Source organism: Zoogloea sp., from assembly GCF_023150065.1.
GTDB lineage: Bacteria > Pseudomonadota > Gammaproteobacteria > Burkholderiales > Rhodocyclaceae > Zoogloea.
Map to the genome: position 1 here is coordinate 104731 of NZ_JAKLLN010000011.1, position 25919 is coordinate 130649.

The 25919-nt window shown below is 66.2% G+C and carries 23 protein-coding genes and 1 pseudogene; 6 read left to right on the forward strand and 18 right to left on the reverse strand.

Annotation, left to right across the window (positions count from 1 at the left end; translation table 11 throughout):
- Nucleotides 1-2: 2 nt before the first annotated feature.
- The 4 genes from L6Q67_RS13790 to L6Q67_RS13805 form a co-directional block, all read right to left on the reverse strand.
- A complete protein-coding gene (locus tag L6Q67_RS13790) occupies nucleotides 3-470 on the reverse strand; it encodes a PaaI family thioesterase (protein ID WP_296570255.1) in 468 nt (155 codons plus the stop codon).
- Nucleotides 467-1096 carry a 2-hydroxychromene-2-carboxylate isomerase gene (locus L6Q67_RS13795; protein WP_296570257.1) on the reverse strand — a complete coding sequence of 210 codons (630 nt, stop codon included), beginning with the start codon at nucleotides 1094-1096 and terminating at the stop codon, nucleotides 467-469. Before L6Q67_RS13795 ends, L6Q67_RS13790 begins: the two co-directional genes overlap by 4 nt.
- Nucleotides 1097-1107: 11 nt before the next feature.
- The gene (locus tag L6Q67_RS13800) at nucleotides 1108-2016 is read right to left on the reverse strand and encodes a CmcJ/NvfI family oxidoreductase (protein ID WP_296570259.1); all 909 of its coding nucleotides are present in this window, start codon (nucleotides 2014-2016) and stop codon (nucleotides 1108-1110) included.
- A 179-nt stretch (nucleotides 2017-2195) separates the two neighbouring features.
- Nucleotides 2196-3104, reverse strand: a complete 909-nt coding sequence (locus L6Q67_RS13805; protein WP_296570261.1) for a LysR substrate-binding domain-containing protein — start codon at nucleotides 3102-3104, stop codon at nucleotides 2196-2198.
- A 170-nt stretch (nucleotides 3105-3274) separates the two neighbouring features.
- Here L6Q67_RS13805 and L6Q67_RS13810 point away from each other — a divergent pair, with 170 nt between their 5' ends.
- The 6 genes from L6Q67_RS13810 (at nucleotide 3275) to L6Q67_RS13835 (ending at nucleotide 10208) form a co-directional block, all read left to right on the forward strand.
- Nucleotides 3275-4108 carry an oxaloacetate decarboxylase gene (locus L6Q67_RS13810; RefSeq protein WP_296570263.1) on the forward strand — a complete coding sequence of 278 codons (834 nt, stop codon included), beginning with the start codon at nucleotides 3275-3277 and terminating at the stop codon, nucleotides 4106-4108.
- An 88-nt stretch (nucleotides 4109-4196) separates the two neighbouring features.
- A complete protein-coding gene (locus L6Q67_RS13815; protein WP_296570265.1) occupies nucleotides 4197-5063 on the forward strand; it encodes a putative RNA methyltransferase in 867 nt (288 codons plus the stop codon).
- Between the two features lie 60 nt (nucleotides 5064-5123).
- Nucleotides 5124-5483 (forward strand): hypothetical protein, encoded by a 360-nt coding sequence (locus tag L6Q67_RS13820; protein ID WP_296570266.1) that lies wholly within the window; start codon nucleotides 5124-5126, stop codon nucleotides 5481-5483.
- A 20-nt stretch (nucleotides 5484-5503) separates the two neighbouring features.
- Nucleotides 5504-5911 (forward strand): hypothetical protein, encoded by a 408-nt coding sequence (locus tag L6Q67_RS13825; RefSeq protein WP_296570268.1) that lies wholly within the window; start codon nucleotides 5504-5506, stop codon nucleotides 5909-5911.
- Nucleotides 5912-6053: 142 nt separating this feature from the next.
- Nucleotides 6054-7901, forward strand: a complete 1848-nt coding sequence (locus L6Q67_RS13830) for a caspase family protein (protein WP_296570270.1) — start codon at nucleotides 6054-6056, stop codon at nucleotides 7899-7901.
- Nucleotides 7902-8012: 111 nt separating this feature from the next.
- Nucleotides 8013-10208: an OsmC domain/YcaO domain-containing protein gene (locus L6Q67_RS13835; RefSeq protein ID WP_296570272.1), complete on the forward strand. Its 2196-nt coding sequence runs from the start codon at nucleotides 8013-8015 to the stop codon at nucleotides 10206-10208.
- A 155-nt stretch (nucleotides 10209-10363) separates the two neighbouring features.
- Here the strand turns inward: L6Q67_RS13835 and L6Q67_RS13840 are convergent, their stop codons facing one another.
- From L6Q67_RS13840 to L6Q67_RS13905, 14 genes and pseudogenes are all read right to left on the reverse strand, one after another.
- Nucleotides 10364-11230, reverse strand: a complete 867-nt coding sequence (locus L6Q67_RS13840; RefSeq protein WP_296570274.1) for an amidohydrolase family protein — start codon at nucleotides 11228-11230, stop codon at nucleotides 10364-10366.
- Entirely contained in the window at nucleotides 11227-12378 is a 1152-nt protein-coding gene (gene ssuD, locus L6Q67_RS13845) for an FMNH2-dependent alkanesulfonate monooxygenase (RefSeq protein ID WP_296570276.1), read from the reverse strand. Before ssuD ends, L6Q67_RS13840 begins: the two co-directional genes overlap by 4 nt.
- A gap of 235 nt (nucleotides 12379-12613) precedes the next feature.
- On the reverse strand, nucleotides 12614-14053 hold the full coding sequence (locus L6Q67_RS13850; protein ID WP_296570346.1) for an LLM class flavin-dependent oxidoreductase: 1440 nt from the start codon (nucleotides 14051-14053) through the stop codon (nucleotides 12614-12616).
- Between the two features lie 126 nt (nucleotides 14054-14179).
- Nucleotides 14180-14296, reverse strand: a pseudogene (locus tag L6Q67_RS13855) (ABC transporter ATP-binding protein); the annotation flags it as partial.
- Between the two features lie 22 nt (nucleotides 14297-14318).
- Entirely contained in the window at nucleotides 14319-15446 is a 1128-nt protein-coding gene (locus L6Q67_RS13860; RefSeq protein ID WP_296570279.1) for a porin, read from the reverse strand.
- A gap of 266 nt (nucleotides 15447-15712) precedes the next feature.
- Nucleotides 15713-16519, reverse strand: coding sequence for an ABC transporter ATP-binding protein (locus tag L6Q67_RS13865; protein ID WP_296570285.1), 807 nt, complete (start codon nucleotides 16517-16519; stop codon nucleotides 15713-15715).
- A 59-nt stretch (nucleotides 16520-16578) separates the two neighbouring features.
- Nucleotides 16579-17916 carry an ABC transporter substrate-binding protein gene (locus L6Q67_RS13870; protein WP_296570287.1) on the reverse strand — a complete coding sequence of 446 codons (1338 nt, stop codon included), beginning with the start codon at nucleotides 17914-17916 and terminating at the stop codon, nucleotides 16579-16581.
- A gap of 112 nt (nucleotides 17917-18028) precedes the next feature.
- A complete protein-coding gene (locus L6Q67_RS13875) occupies nucleotides 18029-19099 on the reverse strand; it encodes a branched-chain amino acid ABC transporter permease (protein WP_296570289.1) in 1071 nt (356 codons plus the stop codon).
- 2 nt (nucleotides 19100-19101) lie between these two features.
- On the reverse strand, nucleotides 19102-19983 hold the full coding sequence (locus L6Q67_RS13880) for a branched-chain amino acid ABC transporter permease (RefSeq protein ID WP_296570291.1): 882 nt from the start codon (nucleotides 19981-19983) through the stop codon (nucleotides 19102-19104).
- A 16-nt stretch (nucleotides 19984-19999) separates the two neighbouring features.
- The gene (locus L6Q67_RS13885; protein ID WP_296570293.1) at nucleotides 20000-20803 is read right to left on the reverse strand and encodes an ABC transporter ATP-binding protein; all 804 of its coding nucleotides are present in this window, start codon (nucleotides 20801-20803) and stop codon (nucleotides 20000-20002) included.
- Nucleotides 20800-21963, reverse strand: a complete 1164-nt coding sequence (locus tag L6Q67_RS13890) for an AMP-binding protein (RefSeq protein ID WP_367171645.1) — start codon at nucleotides 21961-21963, stop codon at nucleotides 20800-20802. Before L6Q67_RS13890 ends, L6Q67_RS13885 begins: the two co-directional genes overlap by 4 nt.
- Before the next feature lie 310 nt (nucleotides 21964-22273).
- Nucleotides 22274-23464: a GTP cyclohydrolase II gene (ribA, locus tag L6Q67_RS13895; protein WP_296570295.1), complete on the reverse strand. Its 1191-nt coding sequence runs from the start codon at nucleotides 23462-23464 to the stop codon at nucleotides 22274-22276.
- A gap of 39 nt (nucleotides 23465-23503) precedes the next feature.
- The gene (locus L6Q67_RS13900) at nucleotides 23504-24703 is read right to left on the reverse strand and encodes a sigma-54-dependent Fis family transcriptional regulator (protein ID WP_296570297.1); all 1200 of its coding nucleotides are present in this window, start codon (nucleotides 24701-24703) and stop codon (nucleotides 23504-23506) included.
- Complete coding sequence (locus tag L6Q67_RS13905; protein WP_296570298.1) at nucleotides 24658-25872, reverse strand: acyl-CoA dehydrogenase family protein; 1215 nt, start codon at nucleotides 25870-25872, stop codon at nucleotides 24658-24660. Before L6Q67_RS13905 ends, L6Q67_RS13900 begins: the two co-directional genes overlap by 46 nt.
- Nucleotides 25873-25919 lie beyond the last annotated feature (47 nt).

Here is a 25919-nt window from a genome sequence, read left to right on the forward strand (position 1 = left end):
AGTCACCAGCAATCCGTCTGGCGATCGCCCACCGTCACCCGCACGAAGCTCCCCCGCATGGCCGTGACCAGCCTCCCGTCACCGGCCCGGATACGCCCGGCAGCGTGGCACAGCCGGCCGCCCACCCGCACCCAGTCCATCTCGCTCTCCAGCCAGTCGCCGGCGGCGGCTGCGCCCAGGTAGTCCACCTGCAGGCTGGCGGTGACGAAGCCGGCCTCGGGGGGCAGGCGCCGGGCCAGGTTGCCGGCCAGCCAGACGTCCGCCAGGGTGGCGATGAGGCCGCCATGCACCCGGCCATGGCCGTTGCAGTGGGCCGGGCCCAGCTCCACGCGAAAGCGCAGGTGGGCGCCATCCTCCCGCTGGAAGAGGCGGACGATGACCGGCAGGAAACCTCCGGCAGCCGGCCAGGGGCGGTAGCCCTGCTCGAGCCACGCCGCCTCCCGCGGGCCGGGGGCAGGCAGGGCGCTCATCCGCCCACGCCCTGCGCCGCCGCCCAGGCCAGGGCATCGTCGAGGCGGTCGTTGCCCCAGAACATCTCCTCGCCCACGAAGAAGGTGGGCGCGCCGAAGACGCCCCGGGCGCGGGCCTCGGCGGTCTGCTCGCGCAGGCGCGCCTTGACCTCCTCCGAGCCGGCCCGGGCCAGCAGCGCCGCGGCGGGCAGGCCGAGGTCGGTGAGGATGGCGGCCAAGGGCTCGGGGCTGTTGATGTCCTGGTCGTGCACGAAGTTGAGCTGCATGACCCGCTGGCAGAAGGCCTCCATCCACGGCATGCCGGCACCCTGGATGGCGATCCGCAGGGGCAGCACGCCGAGGCGCGGAAAGTGGCTCGGGCGGGTCCATGGCAGGCCGTACTTGCGGCATTCCCGGGCGATGTCCTGCCACATGTAGGCGCCCTTCTCCTTCTGCAGCACGAAGGGGGAGTTGTCCATGCCCAGCTCGCGGAAGATCGGGCCGAGCATGAAGGGCCTCCAGGCAACCGTTACACCGTGCCGGGCGGCGGCAGCCTCGATGCGCATCACGCTGGGGTAGCTGTAGTTGCTGCCGAACTCGAACCAGAACTCGACGACGGGCGCGGCAAGGCAGGGGGATTCGCTCATGGGGGGCTCCTTCACTCAAAAACAACCAGGCAGCGCACCTCGATGCTCTGGCGCAGGGGGGCGTCGGCGGGGACGTCGGGCAGATCGAAGGCGGAATGGGGCGTGAAGCGCGCCGTACCGTTGATCTGCGAGTCGTATTGCTTGAAGACCAGGGCCTCGTGGCGATCCATGCCCGGAAAGTAGGCCCATTGATGGCGGGCGGCGTGGCGCACCAGGTAGATCTCGCCACTGCGCTCCGGGTAGCGGATCTCGGTGGGCACCAGGTCGCGGGACGACACCGAGCGGGCATCGCAGACGGCCACGGGCGTATCCACCACCGGGCCGGCGATGGAGCGCCAGATGTTGACGATGGCGAAGCGCTCGACCCGGGCCCGCTCGGCCGCGTCGGTCAGCACCAGGTCGAGGCGCCGCCGCCCGGAGGCTTCGCTGTAGTCGTTATGCACCCGCCCCACCGCCGCCGGGTTGCTGCCATCGCCCTGGCGGCCGAAGCCCAGGGCCGGGCGCCCGGCCTCCCGGCGGCGTACCAGGTGATCGAAGACCCAGGCCTGGCGGGCCCCGGTGACCCAGCGCGCCAGCTCGGCGGCCTCGGCGTAGTAGTAGCGCAGGATCGCCGCCTCGTCGGCAAAGTCCGCCACGGCGCTGGGGGCATCCCACAGCTCGTAACCCTCCCGGTCGATGGAGGGGCGGGCGGCGGTGGCCCGGGCATCCACCACATGCATGGGGTGCAGGGCGTACTCGCAGTTCTGCCAGGGCGTACCCGCCGGCGGCTGGAACATGTAGTTGAAGGGCCGCTCGGGCGCCGCCCCGAGGTAGCCGAAGTTGCCCTTCACCCCCGGCAGCCGGGGCGTGGCCGGGGCAAACGGGGCGGACTGGGGAAGGGGTTGCCGGGGCGACGGACTGGGGGGTGCCTGGAATCGCATGAGACCTCCTTGGCTGGGCTGGCGCGAAAACCTCTGAAATTCGCTACCAGCATGGGTGGGTGGCCCCGAGCGCTCTTCGCGAGGGCTCAGGATGGCCCCATTGAAAGCCATCCCAAGGCTGCACTCAAACGACAAATCCCGGCCATTGCCATTCCAAAATGAAATGCGAGAGCACTCACCTACCCGGCCACCCCCGCCTCGGCGAGTATCCAGCGCACCACTTCCTCCACCTCGGCCCGGGGCGCCGCCTCGCTGCGCAGCAGCCAGTAGGCGTTGGCCGACGCCGGCCCCGGGCGGGGCAGGTCGCAGCGGAGCAGCCGCCCTTCGGCCAGGGGCAGACCGATCAGCTCCAGCCGCCCAAGGGCCACACCCTGGCCGGCAATGGCGGCCTGAATCATCTGGTCGTACTGGTTGAAGCGCAGCACGCCGCGGGGCTTGAGCTCGCCCCAGCCCTGGCTGGCCAGCCATTCGCTCCACTGCAGCCAGGGCCGGTACTCCCCGTCGAACTCGAGCAGAACCTGGTCGGCCAGTTGCGCCGGCTCCCGCAAGGCCGTCAGGCCCAGGGAGGGGTGGGCCACCGGCGCCACGGTTTCGCCGAACAGCCGGACCGCGCCCTCCGGGGCGGCCTCGGGCGTGCAATAGCGGATGGCCAGGTCCAGCCCGTCGAAGCGCAGGTCACTGAGGCTGTTGCTGGCCGACAGGCGCACATCGATGCCCGGATGGCGGCGCAGGAAATCCCCCAGCCTGGGCAGCAGCCACAGGCCGGCCACGCCGATGCTGGTGGTCACGGTAACGGGCTTCGACGCCGCACTCACCCGGATCGCACCGATCACGTCCTGCAACTGCTGGACGACCCCGTCGGCGCTGCGGAACAGGCGCTCACCCTCCGGCGTGAAGGCGATGGAGCGATGCCCGCGCACCAGCAGGCGCACCCCCAGCATGTCTTCCAGAGCGAGCACCTGGCGGCTCACCGCCGACTGGGTGAGGCACAGGTCATGGGCTGCCAGGGTGATGCTCATGCGGCGCCCCACCGCCACGAAGCCCCGGACAAGATCCAGGGAGGGAAGCCGGACAAGTGCGATTGACATTCACCAACCTCATGCAAAGGGATCAAAGAAGTGATTTGAAGCGCGGCCCGCAAGCCAGTCTAATGAGCCCATCGACGGCCACGCAAGAAGCACGATGGCTGATCTTTTTGAATGTGGGCATGCCACCCGCGCATGCCACACTGTCTTTCCGCCCACCCAGGAGCACTGCCATGGACACCTCTCTCGCCGCCCGCGCCCTTGCCTTCCGCCAGCTCCACGCCGACCCGGGCTGCTTCGTCATCCCCAACCCCTGGGATGTCGGCTCGGCCCGGCTGCTGGCCGGGATGGGCTTCAAGGCCCTGGCCTCGACGGGGGCCGGCCACGCCTTTTCCTGCGGGCTGACGGACGGCGCGGTGGGCCGCGAGGGCATGCTGGCGCACCTGCGACAGATGGCCGACGCCACCGACCTGCCCCTCAGCGCCGACCTGGAGAACGGTTTCGGCCATGCCCCCGAGACGGTGGCCGAAACCATCCGCCTCGCCGCCACAACGGGCATCGTCGGCGGCTCCATCGAGGACAGCAGCGGCGACCGCGACGCGCCGATTCTCCCGCTGGATCTCGCCGCCGAACGCGTCCGCGCCGCCGTCGAAGCCGCCCGCGCCCTACCCTTCCCCTTCACGCTGACGGCCCGGGCCGAGAACCACTTCCTCGGCCAGCCCGACCTCGCCGACACCATCCGGCGCCTGCAGGCCTACCAGGAAGCCGGCGCCGACGTGCTGTTCGCCCCCGGCCTGCGCACCCGCGAAGACATCGCCGCCGTGCTGAGCGCGGTGGACCGGCCGGTGAACGTGCTGATGGGCATGGAAGGCGTGACCCTCACCGTGGCCGACCTGGCGGCCCTGGGCGTCAAGCGCATCAGCGTCGGCGGCTCCTTCGCCCGGGCCGCCTACGGCGCCTTCCTGCGCGCCGCCCGGGAAGTGCAGGCGCACGGCAGCTTCAGCTACGCCAACGAGGCCATCAGCGGCCGCGACATCACCCGCCTGCTGCGCAGCCCACGGGGCTGACAATCCACGCCCGCTGCGTCCGGCCGGCAATCGCGCTAACATCCGCTCCGCAGTTCCCCAGAGCACACCGTCCGCGCGCAGCCCCTTGATGCCCAAGCCTCCGATCACCCCCTTCCCGGCCCTCGCCTGTCCGCTGGACGGCGGCGCCCTGCAGCGCCACGGCACCAGCTGGCGCTGCGCGGCCGGTCACAGCTTCGACATCGCCAGCCAGGGCTATACCCACCTGCTGCCGGTGCAGAACAAGCGCTCCCGCGATCCGGGTGACAGCAAGGAGATGATCGCCGCGCGCCGGCGCTTTCTGGAGGCGGGGGTCTACCAGCCCATCGCCGACGCCGTGGCCGAAGCCACCCTGGCCGGCCTCGCCCCCGGCGCCACCGCCAGCTGTCTCGATGCGGGCTGCGGCGAAGGTTATTACCTGCGCCAGCTCGCCGCGGCCGCCACCCGGCGCGGACACGCCCTGGCGCTGCTCGGCCTCGACATCTCCAAGTGGGCCGTGCTCGCCGCCGCCAAACAGGACCGGCACACCCAGTGGGTCGTCGGCAGCAACGCCAACCTGCCCGTGCTGCCCGGCACCCTCGACCGGGTTTTGTGCATGTTCGGCTTTCCGGTGTATCCGGAGTTTGCCCGGGTGCTGAAACCCGGCGGGCTGCTGCTCAAGGTGGATGCCGGGCCCGACCACCTGCGTGAGCTGCGCGAGATCATCTACCCCAGCCTCAAGCCCGAACGCCCCGCCGCCCCGACCGCCCCTGCCGGCTTCACAGCCCTGCCCCCCGGCGAGCCCATGCGCCACACCCTGAGCCTCTCCAGCCCGGCCCAGATCGCCGATCTGCTGGTCATGACCCCGCACCTGTACCGCGCCAGCGCCGAAGGGCGCGCCCGTGCCGCGGCCCTGGAAAGCCTGAGCCTGACGGTGGACGTGCGCCTCACCCGCTTCGAGCGCAAGCCCGGCAGGTGAGCGGCGCCACACCCGATACCATCCCGCCCTAAAACGTCCCCACCCTGCCCGATCTCCCCCATGAACCCCGACCTGCAGACACTCCCCACCGACACCATCAATTTCAAGGACATGGACAAGGGCTACGCGCCCTTCGCGGAGGCCTTGCGCACCCTGGGCTTCGACTGGCAGATCGGCAAGACGGAAGACCTCAAGGGCTGGTTCGAGGTGCACGGCGCCGAAGCCCGCATGTGCTTCCGCCTGCTCGCCACCGGTGACAGCCAGCGCGGCGTGGAGGTTACCGAACAGTCGGTCATCTCCGACCTCTGGTCCGGCGTCAGCGAGAGCCTCGCCCTCTTCCGCCAGAAGCAGCCCGGCAAGCTGATCAAGGTGCGCAGCATGCAGTTGGACGGCAGCGCGCTGTACTTCAGCGTTTCATGAACAGCATCAGGAGAACCGATTTGAGCGACCAGATCACCCGGGTTTTCGAGCATGTGGACTTCGCCATCTGGCATGTCCCCCAGGCCAATGGCTACGTCTATGAAGCCGCCGGCATCCTGGTGGATGCGCACAGCTACGAAGACTGCCCCTTCGAGCCCACCTACGAGGACGCGCTGAACGCCGCCTGCGAGCTCTACGACGTGGAAGTCGGCAGCCTCAGCCAGCCCCTGCCGGTGGTGTACACCAACGCCCTGTTCAAGGTCTACGAGACGCCGGCGGGGGAGTTCCTGTACGCCTTCTGCGACGACGAATTTGCCGAAGCCCCCACGGACCAGAACTTCGCAGCCCACCCCGGCGAACGCTACAAGAGCCGTGACGCCGCGGTGATCGCCGCCTTCGAGAAGGATCTGGCGCTGCGCACGGGCTAGCGCCGGGAGGGCCGGGTCCGTGGACGTAGCTTGATGTCATGTCTATGCTGGATCGTTCCCCTGGCCCCTGCGACCACCTCTTGTTTGCCGGATCGGACGGGCTTCGTTTCCCTTCAAGCGCACCCACCCTGGAGGCCTGATCATGACCGATACCCGCATCACCCCCGCCGAACTCAACCGCAAGCTGGCCGACCTCTCGATCCCGGAGCGGGATCTGGCGCGCTACTTCCTGATCGACGATGAAGGCTCCGGCCTCTTCAACCCCCGCCTGCAGCTCAACCCCGAAACCATAGCGCTGCCAGCCGACCCCGCAGCAGCCAGGGCGCGCAGCGATGCGGCCCTGACTTTTGCCAACGGCATCGCCCGCCTGCGCCGTGCGGCCCGCTTCAACCACATGGTGGCGGACGGGTATGACGGCCCCATCCTGGTCTCCGAGGGCGACTCCTGGTTCCAGTACCCCATCATCCTCGACGACACCATCGACCAGCTCTACGAGAAAGGCTTCGCCGTGCGCAGCCTGGATGCTGCCGGTGACACCCTCGAGAACATGCTCAAGGAGCGCGAGTACATCGAGGCCATCCGCGAGGACCACGCCTCGATCTTCCTGCTCTCGGCCGGCGGCAACGACGCCCTGGGCGGGGGCAACCTGCGCGCCCACCTGCGCGACTTCGACCCGGCGCTGTCGCCCGCCGCCCACGTGCTGCCCAGCTTCGAGCAGCTGCTCGACCATGCGCTGGCCATGTATGAACGCGTGCTGCGCGAGGTGGAGGCCGAGCCCGGCGTGGTGACCATCTGCCACGGCTACGACTACGTGATCCCCAACAGCGGCAAATGGCTGGGCAAGCCCATGGAATCGCGCGGCATCACCGACGGCAGCGCGCAGCGGGGCATCGCCGCCCACATGATCGACCGCTTCAATCAGCGCCTGCGCCAGTTGGTGGCCGGTTTCGGCGAGCGCGTCATCCACGTGGATGCCCGGGGCGCCGTGGGCAGCACGCTCGGCTCCTGGCACGACGAACTGCACCCGAAGAACCCCGGCTACGGACGGGTCGCCGACCGCTTCGAGCAGGCCATCCAGAAAGCCCACGCCATCGCCCGCGCCACGCCCCGTTCCCGCGGGCTCGGCACCGCTGCAGCCCCCACTCGCCGGGGCTGGTCCCTGCATGTAGGCATCAACCACATCGACCCGGCCCACTATGGCGCCGACGCACCGCTCTATGGCTGCCATTTCGACGCGGAAGACATGGAGCGTATCGCCGCCGAACGCGGCTTTGAAAAGCGCACCCTGCTGCGCGACGAACAAGCCACCCGCGATGAAGTCCGCAGCACCATCGCTGCCGCGGCAGCCGAACTCAAGGCGGGCGACGTCTTCCTGTTCACCTATGCCGGCCACGGCAGCCAGGTGCCCGACTTCAATGCCGACGAAGACGATGGCTCCGACGAAACCCTGTGCCTCTTCGACGGCATGCTGATCGACGACGAGCTGTATGAGTTGTGGTCGGGCTTTGCCGACGACGTGCGCATCGTGATGATCTCCGACAGCTGCCACAGCGGCACGGTTTCCCGCGCCGCCCGGCGCACCCCGACGGTGGCCGCGCCGGCCGACCCGGCGACCCCGCGTAGCCGCCTGCTGCCCCTCGACATGGCCGCCAAGGCCTTCCGGATGAATCGCGAGTTCTACACCCGCCTTGGCCGCCAGCAGCGCGGCCCCGACGAACGCCTGCTGACCCGCGAGCTCAACATGCCCCTCAAAGGCCCGGTGCTGCTGATGGCGGGCTGCCAGGACAACCAGGAATCCGGGGACGGCATCGGCAACGGCCGCTTCACCCAGGAGCTGTTGCGGGTATGGGACGAAGGACGCTTCAAGGGCGACTGGAAAACCCTGGCCGAACGCATCATCAGCAACATGCCCCCCGAGCAGACGCCGAAGCTCACGCTGATCGGGCGGGCACCGGAGATGCTGGCGGCGCAGGGGCCGTTCAGCATCTGAAGGGGGGCGGACGGAACACCCACTGCCGCCGAGATACCTGACGGAGCTTTCCACGGGAAAACCGCGATAATGGCGGCCAATTCGTTTTGAACGCCATTTCAGGATTCCCCCATGGAAATCAAGGTCAATTTTCTCGACAAGCTTCGCCTTGAAGCCAAATTCGACGACTTCACGGTGGTGGCCGACCAGCCCATCCGCTACAAGGGTGACGGCTCGGCGCCGGGGCCTTTCGATTACTTTCTGGCCTCGTCGGCCCTGTGCGCGGCTTATTTCGTAAAGCTGTATTGCGAGACCCGCAATATCCCCACCGACAATATCCGCCTGTCCCAGAACAATATTGTTGATCCGGAAAACCGCTACCAGCAGATCTTCAAGATCCAGGTGGAATTGCCGGCGGACATCTCTGCCGCAGACCGGCAGGGCATATTGCGCTCCATCGAGCGCTGCACGGTAAAGAAGGTGGTGCAGACCGGGCCGGAGTTCGTGATTGAAGAGGTGGAGAATCTGGATGCCGACGCGCAGGCCCTGCTGACGCTGAAGCCGGACTCCGCCGCAAGCACCTATATCGCCGGCAAGGACCTGCCCCTGGAGCAAACCATCGCCAATATGTCGGCAGTGCTGGCGGGCCTGGGCATCAAGATTGAAATTGCCTCCTGGCGCAATCTTGTGCCCAATGTGTGGTCGCTGCATATCCGCGATGCGCATTCGCCCATGTGTTTCACCAATGGCAAGGGCGCCACCAAGGAAAGCGCGCTGGCCTCGGCCCTGGGCGAATATATCGAGCGCCTCAATTGCAATCATTTCTACAATGACCAGTATTGGGGGGAGGATATTGCCGAGGCACCTTTCGTGCATTACCCCGACGAGCGCTGGTTCAAGCCCGGCCGCAAGGATGCGCTGCCAGCCGGCATCCTCGACGAATACTGTCTGCAGATCTACAACGCCGATGGCGAATTGCGCGCCTCGCACCTCTACGACACCAACTCCGGCAATGTGAAACGCGGCATCTGTTCGCTGCCCTATGTGCGGCAATCGGACGGCGAGGTGGTGTATTTCCCGTCCAACCTGATCGACAACCTCTTCCTCAGCAACGGCATGAGCGCCGGCAACACCCTGGCCGAAGCCCAGGTGCAATGCCTGTCGGAGATCTTCGAACGGGCGGTGAAGCGCGAGATCCTCGAAGGCGAGATCGCCCTGCCGGATGTACCGCCGGCCGTGCTGGCCAAATACCCCGGCATCCTGGCGGGCATTGAAGAACTGGAAAAGCAGGGCTTTCCGGTGCTGGTGAAGGATGCGTCCCTGGGCGGGCAGTATCCGGTGATGTGCGTCACCCTGATGAACCCGCGCACCGGCGGCGTGTTTGCCTCCTTCGGCGCCCACCCCAGCCTGGAAGTGGCGCTGGAGCGCAGCCTCACCGAGCTGCTGCAGGGGCGCAGCTTTGAGGGCCTCAATGATCTGCCCCGGCCGACTTTTGAAAGCAACGCCGTCACCGAGCCGAACAACTTCGTCGAACACTTCATCGACTCCAGCGGTGTGGTGTCGTGGCGCTTTTTCAGCGCCAGGGCCGATTACGAATTCGTCGAATGGGACTTCTCCGGCCACGGGGAAAACTCCAATACCGACGAAGCCGCCACCCTCTTCGGCATTCTCGAAGAATTGGGCAAGGAAGTGTATATGGCGGTCTATGACCAGCTCGGCGCCACCGCCTGCCGCATCCTGGTGCCGGACTATTCCGAGGTCTATCCGGTGGAAGACCTGATCTGGGACAACACCAACAAGGCCCTGCTGTTCCGCGAAGACATCCTCAATCTGCACCGCCTCGACGACGCCCGCCTGGAAGCCCTGCTGGAGCGCCTGGAAGACAGCGAGCTGGACGATTACACCGACATCATCACCCTGATCGGCATCGAGTTCGACGAAAACACCGCCTGGGGCCAGCTGACCATCCTGGAATTGAAGCTGCTGATCAATCTCGCCCTGCAGCAATTCGAAGCCGCCAAGGAGCAGGTGGAAGCCTTCCTGCAATACAACGAAAACACCGTCGAACGCGGGCTGTTCTACCAGGCCATGAACGTGGTGCTGGAGGTGCTGCTGGACGACGAACTGGAGCTGGACGACTACGAAGCCAACTTCCGCCGCATGTTCGGCAACCCGCGGATGGACGCGGTGCTGGGTTCGGTGGACGGCAGCGTGCGCTTCTTTGGCTTGACCCCCACCAGCATGAAGCTGGAAGGACTGGACCGGCACCAGCGGCTGATTGACAGCTACAGGAAGCTGCATGGGGCGCGGGGTAAGGCACAAGGGTGATCGGCGAAGGAATGGCAGAGACCTGATCGTCCAGTCGCACTGCGCTCACAGGACCTAGATGCCCTGCATCTCGTGGCAGGACACGCACGGCCCCCCCGGCAGGAAAGGACACTTTATGCGCGTTTGCCGGGGACCATGCGGGTTTGGCTGAGCACTCAGCAAGCGTCCCCAGAGGCCTGGAGCCCAAACAGCCGTTCGGCATTTCCATGCAATAGTCTGTCGAGCACGGACTCCTTGAAGCCAAGCTTCAAGAAGTCGTCGATACTCTGACGAATCGGGCGGAAGGGGTAAGACGAGCCGAACAGGAACTGGTCGCCGAGAAAACTGTTGGCCGCCTCCACATAGGTGCCCCAGCCCGGCTGGAAGAGGTACATGTCCGGCACGAGATGCACGTTCTCGTAGCGAAAGGCGACGCCAATGGCCTGCTGCACATTGGGCCAGTAGCCGTGGTAGCAGACGATCGGCAGCTGCGGAAACGCCTGGGCGACTCGGGCGAGCGGGGCCGGATCGTTGAAGCGCAGGTCGGGGGTGGTCGGCCCGGTCATCAGGAACACCGGCACGCCGAGCGCGGCGCAGACTTCGTAGATCGGGAAATACACCGGATCGTCCGGGTGACGCGGGGGCGCGCCGAAGCCCGGTTCGATGTCGATGCCGGCCAGGCCCAGCTCCCGGATGGCGCGTTCAGCCTCGTCCACCGCTGCCTGGCCCTGCAGCGCCGGATCGACGCCGGCGATGCCCAGCAGTTCGTCATGGCCGTGGGTGATGCGGTGGATCAGGTCGTTCGGCAGGTGCTGGCCGGGCGTGTGGCGCCCGACGACCACCGCCTTGGCGAGGCCGGCCTCGCGCACTTCGGCCAGAAAGCCTTCCTGGGTGCGCGAGCGGGCGTAGTGCTCGTCGTCACCACGGGAGCCGACGCGCCGGTTGAGCCAGCGGGCTACATCGTTGGCGGCGGAGCCCGGCGTTGCGCCGAAGAAATCATGCAGAAACGCCGGCCTGCAGCGCATGTCGATGACGCGGGTCATGCTGTTACCCCTTCTTTCGTGTTGTCTTGTTTGACGGTGCTGGTATCGAACGGACCGCCGGTCATGACCTGATCCTGGATGGTGACGGGCTGCTTGCCCGGCAGCAGCGGGAAGACCAGTTCGGCAAAACGGTAGGCTTCCTCGAGGTGCGGATAGCCGGACAGCACGAAGCTGTCGACACCGAGATCGACGTATTCCTTCAGGCGGGCGGCCACCGTCTGGGGATCGCCGACCAGCGCTGTGCCGCAGCCGCCGCGGACAAGCCCGACGCCCGCCCACAGGTTGGGGCTGACTTCCAGCTTGTCGCGGCGCCCGCCGTGAAGCGCGGCCATCCGGCGCTGACCTTCCGAATCCATGGCGGCGTAACGGGCCTGCACCTTGGAGATGGTCTCGTCGTCAAGGCGGCTGATGAGCTTGTCGGCGGCGGCCCAGGCTTCCTCGTTGGTCTCGCGCACGATCACGTGCAGGCGCACGCCATAGCGCACGGTGCGTCCGAAGCAGGCGGCGCGGGCGCGCACGTCGGCAATCTTCTCGCCCACCGCCGCGGGCGGCTCGCCCCAGGTGAGGTAGGTATCCACGTGCTCGGCGGCCAGATCGTGGGCCGCCGACGAGGATCCGCCAAAATACAGCGGTGGATACGGCTTCTGCACCGATTCGAAGAAATTGCGTGCCCCTTCGACGCGGTGATGGCGCCCTGCGAAATCCACCGATTCGCCGGCCAGCAGGCGTCGCCAGATGGCGAGGAACTCGGCAGCCTCGGCGTAGCGTTGGTCGTGATCCAGAAAGATCCCGTCGCCAGCCAGCTCGGTCGAATCGCCGCCGGCAACCACGTTCAACAACAGGCGGCCGTGGGTGGCCTGATCGAGGGTCGCGGCCATGCGGGCAGCGGCGGTGGGCTTGGTGAGGGCCGTGCGCAGGGCCACCAGCAGCTTGATCCGGTGGGTGACGCTGGCCAGCGTCGAAGCCGTCACCCACGGGTCGAGGCAGCCGCTACCGGTGGGGATCAGGAGGCCGTCGTAGCCCAGGTTGTCGGCGGCAACGGCGATCTGCTGGAGATATTCGTTGGTGACCGGACGACCGGAATTGGACTTGCCCAGGTAGCGGGTATCGCCGGAAGTGGGCAGGAACCAGAAGATGTCGAGACTCATGATGTTTCCTTGACTCGGTTTGGGTGGCGGCCACCGGCGCGGAGCGAATCCGGGCCAGGGCCACCAGCCGTTGGGAGCACCCCGAAACGGCGGTGCGCTGTCGCCGAGGATTTGCACGATGCGTGCCATGCCTCAAGGCACCGGAATCAGGCACGCTGTGCCGAAAAACTGCTCCTCCACCAGCACCTCTGGCGGCAGGGTGCTGGTGGAGAAGCAGTCGACGTGATGCGTCAGGTCAGGCTTCTGTTGCCACCGCCTGCTCGTGTCGCGCCGTGCCCGCACGGATTGCGGCCTCACGCTTCACCCGCTCGATGTCGCGATAGCGTGCGGCGGGGTGACTCTCAGGCAGCAGTGGGCCTTCACCGAAGAGCTTCTCCCGCAACGTGCCGGGTTTGTAGGCGGTCGGATAGACACCGCGCCGCTGAAGCTCGGGCACCAGATGATTCACCACGTCCTCGAAGGTCTCGTGAGCCAGCGCGTAGGCCAGGTTGAAACCATCCACGTCGGTCTCCTCGACCCACTGCTGCAGGATGTCGGCGACGGTGCTCGGCGAGCCGACGAAAACGGGGCCGAGACCGCCGACGCCGGCCCAGCGGGCGAGCTCGTCGATCGTCCATTCCTTCTCACCGTTGGCCAGGTGCTCGACCACCGACACGATGGCGTTGGTCTCCACCGCGCGCACCGGGTCGTGCGGGGCGTACTGGCCGAAGTCGATACCGCTCCAGCCCGACAGCAAGACCAGCGCACCGTCGTAGGAGACGTGCTGCTTGTACTCTTCGAACTTGGCCTGAGCCTTCTCGTCGGTCTCGTCCACGATCACCGTGACCAGCGCATAGACCAGCACCTTGGCTGGATCCCGACCGGCGGCGGCGGCCTGGCTGCGAATGTCGCTGACGTACTGCTTGAGGGTCGAGCGGGCCGGCGTCGACACGAACACGCACTCGGCGTGGCCGGCAGCAAAGGCCTTGCCGGCACCCGACGCCCCGGCCTGGAACAGCACCGGCGTGCGCTGGGGCGACGGTTCGCACAGGTGGTAGCCGGGCACCTCGAAGTATTTGCCCTTGTGCCCGATCTCGTGGACCTTGTCCGGGTCGATGAAGACGCGGCGCTCCTTGTCGCGCAACACCGAGTCCGCCTCCCAGCTGCCCTCGAACAGCTTGTAGAGCACTTCCACGTATTCCGCCGCCACTTCGTAGCGGTTGTCGTGGCGACGCAGGCCGCCCTCGCCGACGTTCTTGGCGCCGCTCTCCAGATAGGAGGTGACGATGTTCCAACCGACCCGACCCTTGGTGTGGTGATCGGCGGTGGAGAGCCGACGGGCAAAGGTGTACGGGTGTTCGAAGGAGGTCGACGCGGTAATGCCGATGCCCAGGTGCTCGGTGGCCAGCGCGATGGGCGCCGCAAGCTGGAGCGGGTCATTCACCGGGATCTGCACGCCCTGGTGCAGCGCGTGGTAGTTGTCGCCCTTGTACACGTCGTAGTAGCCAACCACGTCGGCAATAAAGATGGCGTCGAAGAAACCGCGCTCGAGGATGCGGGCGAGATCGGTCCAGTATTCCAGGTCCTTGTACTGCCAGGAACGGTCGCGCGGGTGCGTCCATAGCCCGGGCGACTGATGGCCGACGCAGTTCATTTCGAAGGCGTTGAAGCGGATGCTCTTGCTCATGTCGTGCATTCCAAGTGAGGTTTTCAGGGGAGCGGCAGGGGCTGCGGCCGGCCCCTCGTCGGCGACCCGCCCGTTCTCCAGCACGTAGCCGAAATGAGCGTGGCGCAGCGCGACGTTGATGTTCTGCCCGCCGATCAGGGCCCGGCCCAGCTCGACCCGCTTCTGCAGGCCGTAGGCCAGGTTGCCCACCGAGGTGTCGCGATGGGCCTGCAGCTCAAGGAAAGCCAGCGTGCGCTCGGCCAGCTCACGATGCGTCCGGGCCTCCCGACCCGGATCAGAAGTTGTGACGGATGCCGAAAGCGGCGCTGCGCTGGTAGCCGTTGCCCGGGTTGTAGCCGGCGCCCACCGAACTGATGAAGTCGGCATCACGCCCGGCAGCGTTGTTGGTGACGTTGGAGAAGGTGCCGTACAGCGCGGTGCGCTTCGACAGCGCATGCTCGTAGCCCACTGCCCACTGGCTGGCCTTGGCGTCGCCACCACCGCCGACCAACTCGGTACTACGCCGCACATAGCTCGCCAGCACCTTGCCGTGGGTGCTGACCGGCACGGTGGCGCCGATCAGCCACTGGCGGGAATCCTTGCCCGCGCTGGCGCCGGTGTCGGGGCTGAAATCGGCGCTATCGGCGCGGCGGATGCCATACAGCGCGGCGAGCCTGGCAACACCCAGGTCATAGGTGCCGCCGATCTCGTAGGCGCGCACCTTCTTGCCGTCGTAAGACACGGCCACCGGCGCGCCCCCTGCATCGAGGCCGGAAGTCCGCGAACGCAGCTCCTGCACATGCACGCCCACGAGCAGCGGGCCGTTTCGGTACTGGGGTACGACCGACAGGCCGTACACGTCACCGGTCGCGCCAGTTCCACGGTTGCCGACGGACTCCTGGCCGTAGCCGTTCGGGGTCAATGCCGCCGACACGGAGAAGCCGCTCCAGTCGGGGGAGAAATAGGTGATCTGGTTGTTCCAGCGGTATTCGGTCAGGAACACGTTGTTGTACTGCCCGACGGTGACGCTGCCAAAGGGATCCACCTCCGAGGTCAGCAGATAACCCGGCGTGTATTGGCGGCCGAGCGCGACCTTGCCGAAACGGCCGGCCAGGGCAACGAAGGCCTGACGGCTGAAGCCGCCACCACCGGTCAGGTCGCCGGTTGACGTGTCGATGGCGGCTTCGAGGACGAAGCTCGCCTTGAGGCCGCCACCGATGTCTTCGGTGCCCTGAAAGCCGATGCGGCTCGGCACGCTGGTGCCGGAATCGATACGCGACTGGCTGCCAATTCGCGAATCCACATTCCTGTCGCTCCAGCGGTAGCCCATATCGACGGTACCGAAAATATTGACGTTATCTTGAGCTGAGGCGACCGCACTGACAGCCAGCAGGACCAGCGCGACGATATTGGTTTTCTTCATTTTTCGATTCAACCTTATTTATTGAGAAGCAGCCAACCAATAGCAGCTTGCGTGCCAGCCAATTCAGTCAAAAAATGCCTCCGAATCGCCAAGCAATTCAAATCGAAATAGAACAATGCTTCCTCAAAGGCATTTGCTGCTAATTCAATGTCCGCACGGCAGCATTCCTGCAAATTGAATTAGCTATTCACAAGAGGCTTATGTCCGGAATCGGAAAAAAAAGCCGCACCCCGAAGGAATGCGGCCTTGAGCGGCGTACGCTGCGTTTAATTTTCGCGGCGGCGGCTGTGGTAGTGTTTGGCGTCGCGGAAGCTGCGCCGGCCATCGGCGCCCACGCCCAGGTAGAAGCTCTGGATGTCGTCCCGCCCGGCCAGATCGGTAGAGAGGCCCGCGCTGGCGACACGGCCGCTCTCGAGCACATAGGCCTGGTCGGAATACTTCAGCGCAATCGCCGCGTTCTGCTCGGCGAGCACGAAACTGACCTGTTCGTCTCGGTTGAGACGTCGCACGATCTCGAAGATCTCGGTGACGATCTGCGGTGCGAGCCCCATCGACGGTTCGTCCAGCAAGACCAGTCGCGGTGAGGCGATCAGCGCCCGACCGATCGCCAGCATCTGCTGCTCACCGCCCGACAGATAGCCCGCCAGGCTGCGACGCCGCTCCTTCAAGCGCGGAAAGTAGTGATAGATACGTTCCAGCGAATCGCGCAGGTTTCGTCGCGACGGCCCCCGCACGAAGGCTCCGACCTGCAGATTCTCCTCGACGTCGAGATGGGCGAAGCAATGGCGCCCCTCGAGCACCTGCACCAGGCCGTGACCGACCAGCTCGGCCGGATCGGCGTTGAGCACGTCGCGCCCGGCGAAGTGGATGCGGCCGCTGGTCACCTCGCCGCGCTCCGCGCCGATCAGGCCGGAGATGGCCTTGAGGGTGGTCGTCTTGCCGGCACCGTTGGCACCCAGCAGCGCGACGATGCGCCCCTCGGGCACCGCCAGGCTGATGCCGCGGGTGCCGAGGATCACCTTGTTGTAGATGACGTGGATGTCCTCAACGCTGAGGATGAAAGAAGTCGTCATGGCAGAGTCCGTCCGAGCAGGGCCGCGCGGGCCGGACACCCGCGCGGAAGGGGGAACGATCAGCTTTCCTTGGCGCAATTGCGGGGCGTGATGCCCTTTTCCTTGGCGTAGGCGGCAGCCGATTTCTCGATGATCGGGCGCAGCAGGGCGCGGTCGGCCTGCACCCAGTCGCTGATCACCTTCCAATGGGCGCCATCCCATTGCTGGAAGCGCACCGCGCCGCCGCCTTCGTGGTCGGCGCACGACAGCTTGAGGTTCTGCACCAGCCCGACAGCGCCGAGCTCCTGCAGGCGCTTGTTGTCGATGTTCAGGTGCTCGAAGCCCCAGCGCACCTCCTCGCCGGTGAGCGGACGCTTGCCGAACTTGGCCTGGGCGATGCGCACGGCTTCCACGTTGAGGATGCCGTTCACCACGCCCAGGTTGTAATACACGTTGCCGAAGCGCTTCGGATCCTGCAGGTTGCCCTTGCCGGCCTTGAGCACGTGCTTCTCGATGTCCTTCAGCACCGGAAAGTCGGTGCCGGCCGGGTGGGTGGTGATCGAGATGTAGCCCTTGGCCACATCCCCGGCGGGCGCCGCATCATCCTCGGAGTTGCTCCAGATGTTGCCGATCACGTGATCCACCGGGAAGCCGGTCTTGGCGGCTGTTTTCAGCGCCACCGGATTCATCACGCCCCAGCCGCGCAGGATCACCCAGTCGGGTTTGATGCGGCGGATGTTGAGCCATTGGGATTGCTGCTCGGTGCCCGGGTGCGGCACCTCGATGTGGGTGACCGTAAAACCGTACTTCTTGGCCAGGATGTCGAGGATGGGGATGGTTTCCTTCCCGTAGGGCGAGCCGTGATACAGCGTCACGATCTTCTTGCCCTTCAGCTTCTCAAAGCCGCCTTCACGCTGGCCGACGTAATTCACGATGGCCGACACTTCGCTGTACGGGTTCAGCTGAAGCGGAAAGACGTAGGGAAACACGCTGCCGTCGGTGGAGTCGGTACGGCCGTGGTTGATGGTGATGAGCGGAATCCTGTCGGCGGTGGAGCGGTCCAGCGTGGCGTAGGCGATGCCCACGCTGAGCGGGTTGGTGGCCGCCGCGGGCGCACCGTTGAGACCCTTTTTCAGACGCTCGTAGCACTCGACACCCTTCTCCACCACGTATTCGGTCTCGCACTCGGACCACGTCAGCTTGACGCCATTGACCCCACCGTCGCGAGTGTTGATCAGTTGCATGTAGTCGATGAAACCACCGAAGAAGCCAGTGCCGCCGGCGGCATACGGGCCGACCCGGTAGCTCTGCAGCGGAAAATACTGCTCGCCGGCGGCGTGCACGGCACCGCTGGCCAGCGCGAGGCCCAGGCTGACGGCACCCGCCAGCCGGCGGAAGGAAAGGCGTGAAACGGACATGGAAATCAACTCCTGTAGCAAAGGATGGGCACCGCCAGCGGCGCCCGTGACAAGCCCCGGAGCAACTGGCCAGGCCGCTCCGTGGAATGGAAATCGAAGAAAAGGAAAACGCTCAGTCGCGCAGCGGCCACACCCGGGCGCGGGCCCACAGCCCCCGCCACAAGCTCGCCAGCCCCTCGGGCTCGCGGATCAGGAACACGATGATCAGCACCCCGAACAGGATCTTCTGCAGGTTTTCGGTATCGCCGGGGGCGATCACGCCCGCGAGGAGGGATCCGCCCAGGTTGCTCAGCAGCAAGGGCAGCAGCACGACGAAGGCGGCACCCAGAAAGTTGCCGAGAATGCTGCCCATGCCACCGATGATGATGATGAACAGCACCTGGAACGAGCGGTTCAGATCAAAGCCATGGGGCTCCACTGTGCCCAGGTAGGCAAACGCCCACAGCGACCCCGCCACCCCGCAGAAGAACGAACTGATCGCGAAGGCCAGCAGCTTGGTACGCACCACGGGGATGCCAATCACCGCCGCGGCAGTATCCATATCGCGTACCGCCATCCAGTTGCGCCCAAGGTCGGAGCGCACGATGCGTCCGGCGAGGGCGAACAGCGCCGTGACCACCGACAGGGTCAGCAGGTAGCGGCCTGCCGGAGACGACAGATCGGTGCCCAGCATCACCAGCGGCGGCGCCGTGATCACCCCGGACGGATTGAAGTTGGAGAACCAACCGAATTTGGTCAGCGTCCATTCCACGATGAACTGGGCCGCCAGGGTCGACACGATGAGGTAAAAGCCCTTGATGCGCAGGCTGGGCAGGCCGGACACCACGCCCGCCACCGCCGCCACCAGCCCGCCCAGCACGAAGCTCACCAGAAACGGAAGCCCCTCGACACGCAGCTGGAAGTTGTAGGCAGCAAAGGCACCAATGGCCATGAAGGCCGCACTGCCCAGCGACAGCTGGCCTGCGTAGCCGGTGAGCAGGTTGAGCCCCAGCCCGGCCAGGGACAGGACGAGAAACGGGATGAGGATGGCGCTGAACCAGTAATCGCTCGCCCACAAAGGCACCACGACATAAGCAACGGCCAGCAGCACGGCGAGGCCGGCACGTGCCTGCCACAGGCGGAAGATGCGCCTGTCCTGGGCGTAGCGGGTACTGAACTGCCCGCTACCGGTCAATGACAACATGGTCAAACCCTCTCGATGGCGCGCTCGCCAAACAGGCCCGCGGGCCTGACCAGCAGGAACAACAGCGCAAGTACGTACGGAAACCAGTTCTCCAGCCCATCGCCGATGATCGGGCCGACATAGACCTCGGCCAGCTTTTCGCCGGCACCGACAATCAGGCCGCCGACGATCGCCCCGCCGATCGACGAGAAGCCGCCGATGATCAGCACCGGCAGCGCCTTCAGCACGACCAGCGACAACGAGAACTGCACGCCCAGGCGGGCGCCCCACAGCAGCCCGGCCACGAGGCCGACAAAGCCCGCGACTGCCCACACCACGCCCCAGATGCGCTGCAGCCGGATGCCGACCGCCAGCGCCGCCAGGTGGTCGTCCGCCACCGAGCGCAGCGACAAGCCGATCCGCGTGCGGCTGAACAGCAGCGACAGGCCCAGCACCAGCAGCGCAGCGATACCGGCGGCAAACAGGTCGAAGCGGCTCAGGAGGATGCCGGAGACCTCGAGCGGCTCGTCGCGGATGCCGAGATCCAGCCCATGTACCTGCGCGCCCCACAGCAACTGGGCGAGGCCTTCGATGATGAAGCTCACCCCCAGCGTCGCCATGAACAGGGTGATCGGCGGGCGATTCACCAGATGCCGCAGCACCCCGCGCTCGATGGCAAACGCCAGCGCCAGCATTGCCGCCAGCGTCGCAGCGAACGCGCCCCAGAAAGGAAAGCCGCGCTCCAGCAGGCTGACGAAGGTCAGCGCGGCAAACAGCACCATCGAACCCTGGGCGAAGTTGAAGACGCCCGAGGCCTTGTAGATCAGCACGAAGCCGATCGCCACCATCGAATACATGACCCCGGCCAGGAGGCCGCCGATCAGCACTTCCAGAAAGAAATCCATCTGCGCTCTCCGCGTCTCAGTGGGCGTTACCGATGTAGGCGGCGATCACCTCGGGGTCGTCGCGCACCTCGGCGGGCACCCCGTCGGCAATCTTGCGGCCGTAGTCGAGCACCACCACGTGATCCGAAATGTCCATCACCACCCCCAGGTCATGCTCGATCAGGACCACCGTGGTGCCGAAATCCCGGTTGATGTCGAGGATGAAGCAGCTCATGTCCATCTTCTCCTCCAGATTCATGCCGGCCATCGGCTCGTCGAGCAGCAGCAGACGCGGCTCCGAGGCCATCGCGCGGGCCAGCTCGACACGCTTCTGCAGCCCGTAGGGCAGCTTGCCGACCGGCGTATCGCGGTGCGACTGGATGTGCAGGAAGGCCAGGATCTCCTCGGCCTTGCGCCGGTGTGCGTCGGCTTCGGCAGCGGCGGCCCCCAGGCCGATCACCTGCGCCATCCAGCTCGCCTGCACCCGCAGGTTGCGTCCGGCCAGCACGTTGTCGAGCACGCTCATGCCCTTGAACAGCGCCACGTTCTGGAAGGTCCGGGCGATGCCGCCGAGGGCAGCCTGGCGCGGCGCCATCCGCGGCTGGGCACGGCCGTCATAGACCACGCGCCCCTGCTGAGGGCGATACACGCCGTTGATGACATTGAGCAGCGAACTCTTGCCCGCCCCGTTGGGGCCGATGAGGGCGCACACCTCGCCGCGCCGGACAGCGAAAGAGATGTCGGTGATCGCCCTCACCCCACCAAAGGCAAGGGAAATGTGCTCCACCGCCAGCAGCGGCGTGGCGTCGGGACGTGCCAATGCAGCGCTCGCGGCGCTCATGGCGCCACCCATACGGCGAGCAGGCGGCCCAGATCGTCCGGGGCCTCAGCGGCGGCAAGCACATCGGCCGCCGGCCAGGGCTGCAGCGTCACGCCCAGCGCACGGTAGAAGGCCACCACGTCTTCTTGCGCTGCGCCACCGACGACGATCGCAGTGCGCACGCGGCCAAGCCCGACCACGTCGCGCAAGGGGCGCAGGATCAGCAGTTGCGCCAGCCAGCCGGCCCGTCCGCCAGTCAGGGCGCGCTGGGCAAGACGACCGCGCCAGCCTTCGGACGGAAGCGGCAGGCGGGCCACGATGCGCTCACGCAGACGCACGTAGGTCTGCGCCGAGCCGAGGACCAGGGTCGGGGCGATCTCGCGGCGGTCGCGGTCGCGGCTTTCCGGGCTCTCGGCGATGTTGAAGCAGAATCCGCCCAGTAGCCACGCTGCCACCAGATAGCGGACAACACTGGCCGGGGCAAACCGTCGCCCCGCGAAGGCTTCATCGCGCGCATCCAGCCTTGCGGTACGGACCAGCCGGGCGGCGGCAGCCAGTACTTCCGCGTGGCTGGCATCGCCCGGGGCCCCACCGTCCCAGGTGCCGTGGGTGTGATAGCGCAGGGCGCTGTCGGTCGGGCGGGCGCGGAGCACAGGAACATCCCGACGGGCTGCCGGAGCGGCCCAGTCTGCATAGGCCATCAGCGCCGCCTCCGTATAGCGGTGCAAGCCCCTGCCATCGGCATAGAGCAGGCGGGTGCCGCTGAAACCGGCAGCCAGCAGCCGATCCACCTGCTCCTGGTCCTCGCCGAGCACCACCCGCGGTTCAAGCTCACGCAGAGCCGCGGCCAGTCCATCCGGCGACAGCGCCACATCCAACGGCGCCACCACGCCGCCCAGCCATTGGGCCGCCAGCATCAGCACGAGCGCTTCCGGCGTCGGCTGCCCGAGCAGCGACAGCACATCGCCAGCCCGAAAGCCATCGGCCTCAAGCGCGGCGGCCGCAGCGCCGACATCGACAGCCAACGCGCGCCAGCTGCGTTCGTGCCAGATCCCCAGCCGCTTGAATCGAAGGGCCACCGCCGCCGGGCGCCGTTGCGCCTGGGCGACGAGATGTGCAGGAAGGCTCGCGGGATCGCCCGCCTCACGTTGACTCAATTGATCGATATTCATGGAATCCATTCCCGAATCGATGACATATAAAATGCCCAGGGCAATATCCACCGGACACCTGCTCCCATTGACGATTCATGCCGGCTAATTCTGGCGACTCAAGCAGGTAATAGCAGAAACTGTTCCAGGTCTATTTCGCGGCGATTCCTGCTTTATTCACGGAAACCAGCACGCCAAATGCGGCACCGCAAACATGCGTGCTGAAAATCTGCTTTTCACGCAGCACCCGGACGCAAGGACAGAGCGCCCTTTTGCGGAAACGCAAAATGAAAAGCCCCGCACCAGGGGGCTTTCAATCCATTCCGCAGCATGAATGGCATCAGTCGAAGGGCAGGTCGTGCCCCATCCGCTTTTTCTTGGTGATCAGGTAACGCACGTTCTCGCCGTTACTCGGCGGAACCACTGACAGCACACGGACGACGGGCATCCCGGCCCGCGCCAGCTCGGCCTTCTTGCGCGGATTGTTGCTCAACAGGCTTACCGAGCGCACACCGAGGTTGAGCAGGATGTCGGCGGCGCAATCGAAGCTGCGCGCATCCACCGGCAACCCGAGCGCCACATTGGCATCCACGGTATCGAGCCCATCGTCCTGCAACGCGTAGGCGCGCACCTTGTGGCTGAAGCCGATGCCGCGCCCTTCGTGCCCCCGCAGGTAGATCAGCACGCCACACGGGGCGGCGGCGATGCGCGACAGGGACATCTCAAGCTGCGTGCCGCAATCGCAGCGCAGCGAGCCGAGCACGTCGCCGGTCAGGCATTCGGAATGCAAGCGCACGAGCACCTCGTCGTGGCCGTCCACGTCGCCCCACACGAGCACCGCGTGCTCGGCGCCATCGACTACCGACGAGAAGGCATGCATGGTGAATTCACCATGGCGCGTGGGCAGGCGCGACGTTGCCAGCCGCTGGACGCGCGGCGCGGGCAACGCATGCTCATCGCCGTCGAGGTCATCCGGATGAAGCAGGGCCAAGCCGTGACTAGTGGCGAAAGCCGCCACTTCATCGCCCTGCAGGCAACGGCCGTTGTCGTCGAAGAGCGAACAGATCAGTGCGGCGTCTGCCATGCCCAGACAGCTGGCCAGCGCACTCACGACCTGCTCGCTGTCGGGCCAGCTGAGGCTGCCCGCACCGCTCAGGCTGATGAAGGGCGCGCCGACATCGGATGCCAGATGCTGGGCACCGGCCGGATCGTGGGCGAGCGCGCGCAGCAGCACCGGCAGCGCGGCGGCGAGCGCCGGCTCGAGGGCTTCCGAGGCGTCGCCGTCGTTGGCGAGAAACAGATGAATGCCCTGCTGCTGCCTGTCACGCAGCAGGACGCTGATGAGTCCATGGGTATGCCGGCGCGCGAAGCTCAGGGCGTCCGCCCGCAGGGTTTCGAGGGCAACCAGCAGGCAACCGCCGCCGGGGCGCCGAGGATCGGGTGCAAGCACTACCGGGGCGCCTTCCCGGAAGGCGGTCAGGGCGCCGGCGAGATCAGTGCATTCCCGTTGTCCGTGGTGAATATTGGTCATGGCGGTCACGCAGGGGGTTGAATTCGATCGTAGGGGCCGTCACTTCAGGGCGGAGATCGCCCCGATCCTTATCAGCCGGGCACGGATGACGTTTCGGCTGACGCCCAGCAGCTTGGCAGCCTGGACCTGGTTGCAATGGCAATATTGGTAGGCCGTGCGCATGACCACTTCCTCGATTCTCTCGAAAAGGTCTCCATGGCAATCCTCGAAGAGCATCAGCAGCGCACGTTCCAGGGATTTGAGGGCGTCGTCCTGAGCGTCTTCAGGGGCAGCAGCTGCCTCGGGCCGGAGGCTGAGGGACGAAAGGTAGAGGTCTTCCGGGCGCAGCACGGCATTCCTGGCAATCAACAGGCCGTGGTGGATGACGTTCTCGAGTTCGCGGATGTTGCCCGGCCAACTGTGTTGACGCAGCTTCAGTTCGGTTTCCGGTGCGATAGCCACCTCGCCATAGCCAAGACGGCGGCGGTACTGATTCACGAAATGCCGGGCGAGCGGCAGGATGTCCCCAGGGCGCTCGCGCAGCGGCAGCAGCTCCAGGTGCACCACCCGCAGGCGGTAGAACAGGTCTTCACGGAAATGACCGGCCTTGACAGCCTCCTCGAGACGCACGTTGGTGGCGGCGATCAGCCGCACATTGATCGGTACCGGCTTGCGCGCACCGAGGCGGACCACCTCGCGCTCCTGCAGGACACGAAGCAGCTTGACCTGGATGCTCAGCGGCAGATCACCGATCTCGTCAAGGAACAGCGTGCCCTCGTTGGCAGCCTCGAACCAACCAGCCTTCGACGAAAACGCGCCAGTGAAGGCGCCTTTCTCATGGCCGAACAACTCGCTCTCGACCAGCGTTTCGGAAAACGCGCCGCAGTTGACGGCCACGAAGGGGCCGTTGCGGCGGGCGCTCAAGGCATGTACGTGACGGGCGATCAGCTCCTTGCCGGTACCGGTGTCGCCGATGATGAGCACGTTGGCCTCGCTGGGGGCGACGAGCTCGATCCGCGCCAGCAGTTCCTTCGACCGCGCGTCCTCGAAAACCTGTGCCGTCGCCCGGATCGACTTGGTCAGGACCTCGGGGTTCGGCATCGTCAGCAGAGGCCCGTCCGACGATTCGTCGGGCACGACGACCGACGCAGAGATGAACTCGGGATGTGCCGGGGCGTACCGGGGGGGCGGGGACGAGGGAGGGGCGTGGTCTTTCACGAGTAAAACGTCGGCTTCGGGTATTTCTGTTTCAAGGCCCATTCACCTAACTCCAGAAGTTTGTAGTCGATCGGGTCGTGCATGGTGTGGGTGCGCAGGTTGCGCCAGTAGCGATCCAGCCCCAGGCCGGCGTGGGTGGCGCGGGCGCCGGTGACTTCAAACATGCGTGTACAGAGTTCGAGCCCGACCCGTGTGGCCAGCACCTTTGCCGACGCAATGGCCAGCGCGATGTCTCCGCGTTCGGCCTCGGTGAGGGCGCTGCCCTTCTGCCAGCCGGCATCGAGCATGTCGGCCGCCCGGTCGGTCATCACCCGCACCGCGTCGAGCCCAGCCCAGAAATCGCCGTAGTGGTGCAGGACGTAGGGATCGTCCTCGAAACGTTCGGCGGGCGAGCGGTGCCAGGGGCGTGCCTCGTTCAGGCTGTAGCCCCGGGCATCGGCGTAGGCCCCCTCGGCGATGCCGGCGTAGATGTTGGTGAGGATGAGCTGGGCGATCAGCGGGCGCAGGCAGGCGAATGGCGTGCTCAGCGGGCCGGGATCGGCGAGGATCTCGTTGTCCTCGATGCGCACCCGCTCGAAGTTGACGCTGCCGCTGTCGGTCTGGCGCTGGCCGAAGTTGTCCCAGTCCTGGATCACGTTGACGCCGCTGCGCGCGGTCGGGATCGCCGCGATGATCAGCTTTCCGGGCGCCTCCTGCTCGTAGGCTGAAACGATCAGCATCTCCGAATCGAGCGCCCCGGAGCAGAAGCTCTTCTTGCCGGAGAACTCGCACCACCCGTCGAACTGGCGGCTCGTCGTGCGCCGGTCGAGGGGGTTCAGGGCGTTGCCCCAGAACCAGTTGTGACGGGCCGTCTGTTCGAACCACGCTTCCCACTGCGCGGGCCGGGAGAACAGACGCACCGTGGCAAGCATCAGGTGCTGGAAGGCAAACACATGGCCGATGGAGCTGTCCGCCCGCGACAGCGTCCGCACCACCTCCATGGTCTGGCGCCAGTTGGCGCCTAGCCCGCCGTATTCGGTCGGGATCGACAGACCGAGCAGCCCGCTGCGGCGCAGCGAATCCCGCTCGGCCTTGGGCGTTCCGCCCACGCTGTCGCGTTCGGCGGCAGTTGTCGCAAATTGCCTGGCGAGCCGTTCCGCGATCTGGACGGGGGTTTCCGGGGCCACGAAACCGCTCGAAGCATCCGACAAATGGTTGAGTACGTAGGTCAAGACAGACGCTCCACGCTGAGAGGGACAGGATGCTGTCGTGCACAAAG

What these genes read in the sequence shown, in the direction of transcription:
- L6Q67_RS13790 (WP_296570255.1), bottom strand. Translation starts at nt 470, where the DNA reads ATGAGCGCCCTGCCTGCCCCCGGCCCGCGGGAGGCGGCGTGGCTCGAG.
- L6Q67_RS13795 (WP_296570257.1), bottom strand. Translation starts at nt 1,096, where the DNA reads ATGAGCGAATCCCCCTGCCTTGCCGCGCCCGTCGTCGAGTTCTGGTTC.
- L6Q67_RS13800 (WP_296570259.1), bottom strand. Translation starts at nt 2,016, where the DNA reads ATGCGATTCCAGGCACCCCCCAGTCCGTCGCCCCGGCAACCCCTTCCC.
- L6Q67_RS13805 (WP_296570261.1), bottom strand. Translation starts at nt 3,104, where the DNA reads ATGTCAATCGCACTTGTCCGGCTTCCCTCCCTGGATCTTGTCCGGGGC.
- L6Q67_RS13810 (WP_296570263.1), top strand. Translation starts at nt 3,275, where the DNA reads ATGGACACCTCTCTCGCCGCCCGCGCCCTTGCCTTCCGCCAGCTCCAC.
- L6Q67_RS13815 (WP_296570265.1), top strand. Translation starts at nt 4,197, where the DNA reads ATGCCCAAGCCTCCGATCACCCCCTTCCCGGCCCTCGCCTGTCCGCTG.
- L6Q67_RS13820 (WP_296570266.1), top strand. Translation starts at nt 5,124, where the DNA reads ATGAACCCCGACCTGCAGACACTCCCCACCGACACCATCAATTTCAAG.
- L6Q67_RS13830 (WP_296570270.1), top strand. Translation starts at nt 6,054, where the DNA reads ATGACCGATACCCGCATCACCCCCGCCGAACTCAACCGCAAGCTGGCC.
- L6Q67_RS13835 (WP_296570272.1), top strand. Translation starts at nt 8,013, where the DNA reads ATGGAAATCAAGGTCAATTTTCTCGACAAGCTTCGCCTTGAAGCCAAA.
- L6Q67_RS13840 (WP_296570274.1), bottom strand. Translation starts at nt 11,230, where the DNA reads ATGACCCGCGTCATCGACATGCGCTGCAGGCCGGCGTTTCTGCATGAT.
- ssuD (WP_296570276.1), bottom strand. Translation starts at nt 12,378, where the DNA reads ATGAGTCTCGACATCTTCTGGTTCCTGCCCACTTCCGGCGATACCCGC.
- L6Q67_RS13850 (WP_296570346.1), bottom strand. Translation starts at nt 14,053, where the DNA reads ATGCACGACATGAGCAAGAGCATCCGCTTCAACGCCTTCGAAATGAAC.
- L6Q67_RS13860 (WP_296570279.1), bottom strand. Translation starts at nt 15,446, where the DNA reads ATGAAGAAAACCAATATCGTCGCGCTGGTCCTGCTGGCTGTCAGTGCG.
- L6Q67_RS13865 (WP_296570285.1), bottom strand. Translation starts at nt 16,519, where the DNA reads ATGACGACTTCTTTCATCCTCAGCGTTGAGGACATCCACGTCATCTAC.
- L6Q67_RS13870 (WP_296570287.1), bottom strand. Translation starts at nt 17,916, where the DNA reads ATGTCCGTTTCACGCCTTTCCTTCCGCCGGCTGGCGGGTGCCGTCAGC.
- L6Q67_RS13875 (WP_296570289.1), bottom strand. Translation starts at nt 19,099, where the DNA reads ATGTTGTCATTGACCGGTAGCGGGCAGTTCAGTACCCGCTACGCCCAG.
- L6Q67_RS13880 (WP_296570291.1), bottom strand. Translation starts at nt 19,983, where the DNA reads ATGGATTTCTTTCTGGAAGTGCTGATCGGCGGCCTCCTGGCCGGGGTC.
- L6Q67_RS13885 (WP_296570293.1), bottom strand. Translation starts at nt 20,803, where the DNA reads ATGAGCGCCGCGAGCGCTGCATTGGCACGTCCCGACGCCACGCCGCTG.
- L6Q67_RS13890 (WP_367171645.1), bottom strand. Translation starts at nt 21,963, where the DNA reads ATGGATTCCATGAATATCGATCAATTGAGTCAACGTGAGGCGGGCGAT.
- ribA (WP_296570295.1), bottom strand. Translation starts at nt 23,464, where the DNA reads ATGACCAATATTCACCACGGACAACGGGAATGCACTGATCTCGCCGGC.
- L6Q67_RS13900 (WP_296570297.1), bottom strand. Translation starts at nt 24,703, where the DNA reads ATGGGCCTTGAAACAGAAATACCCGAAGCCGACGTTTTACTCGTGAAA.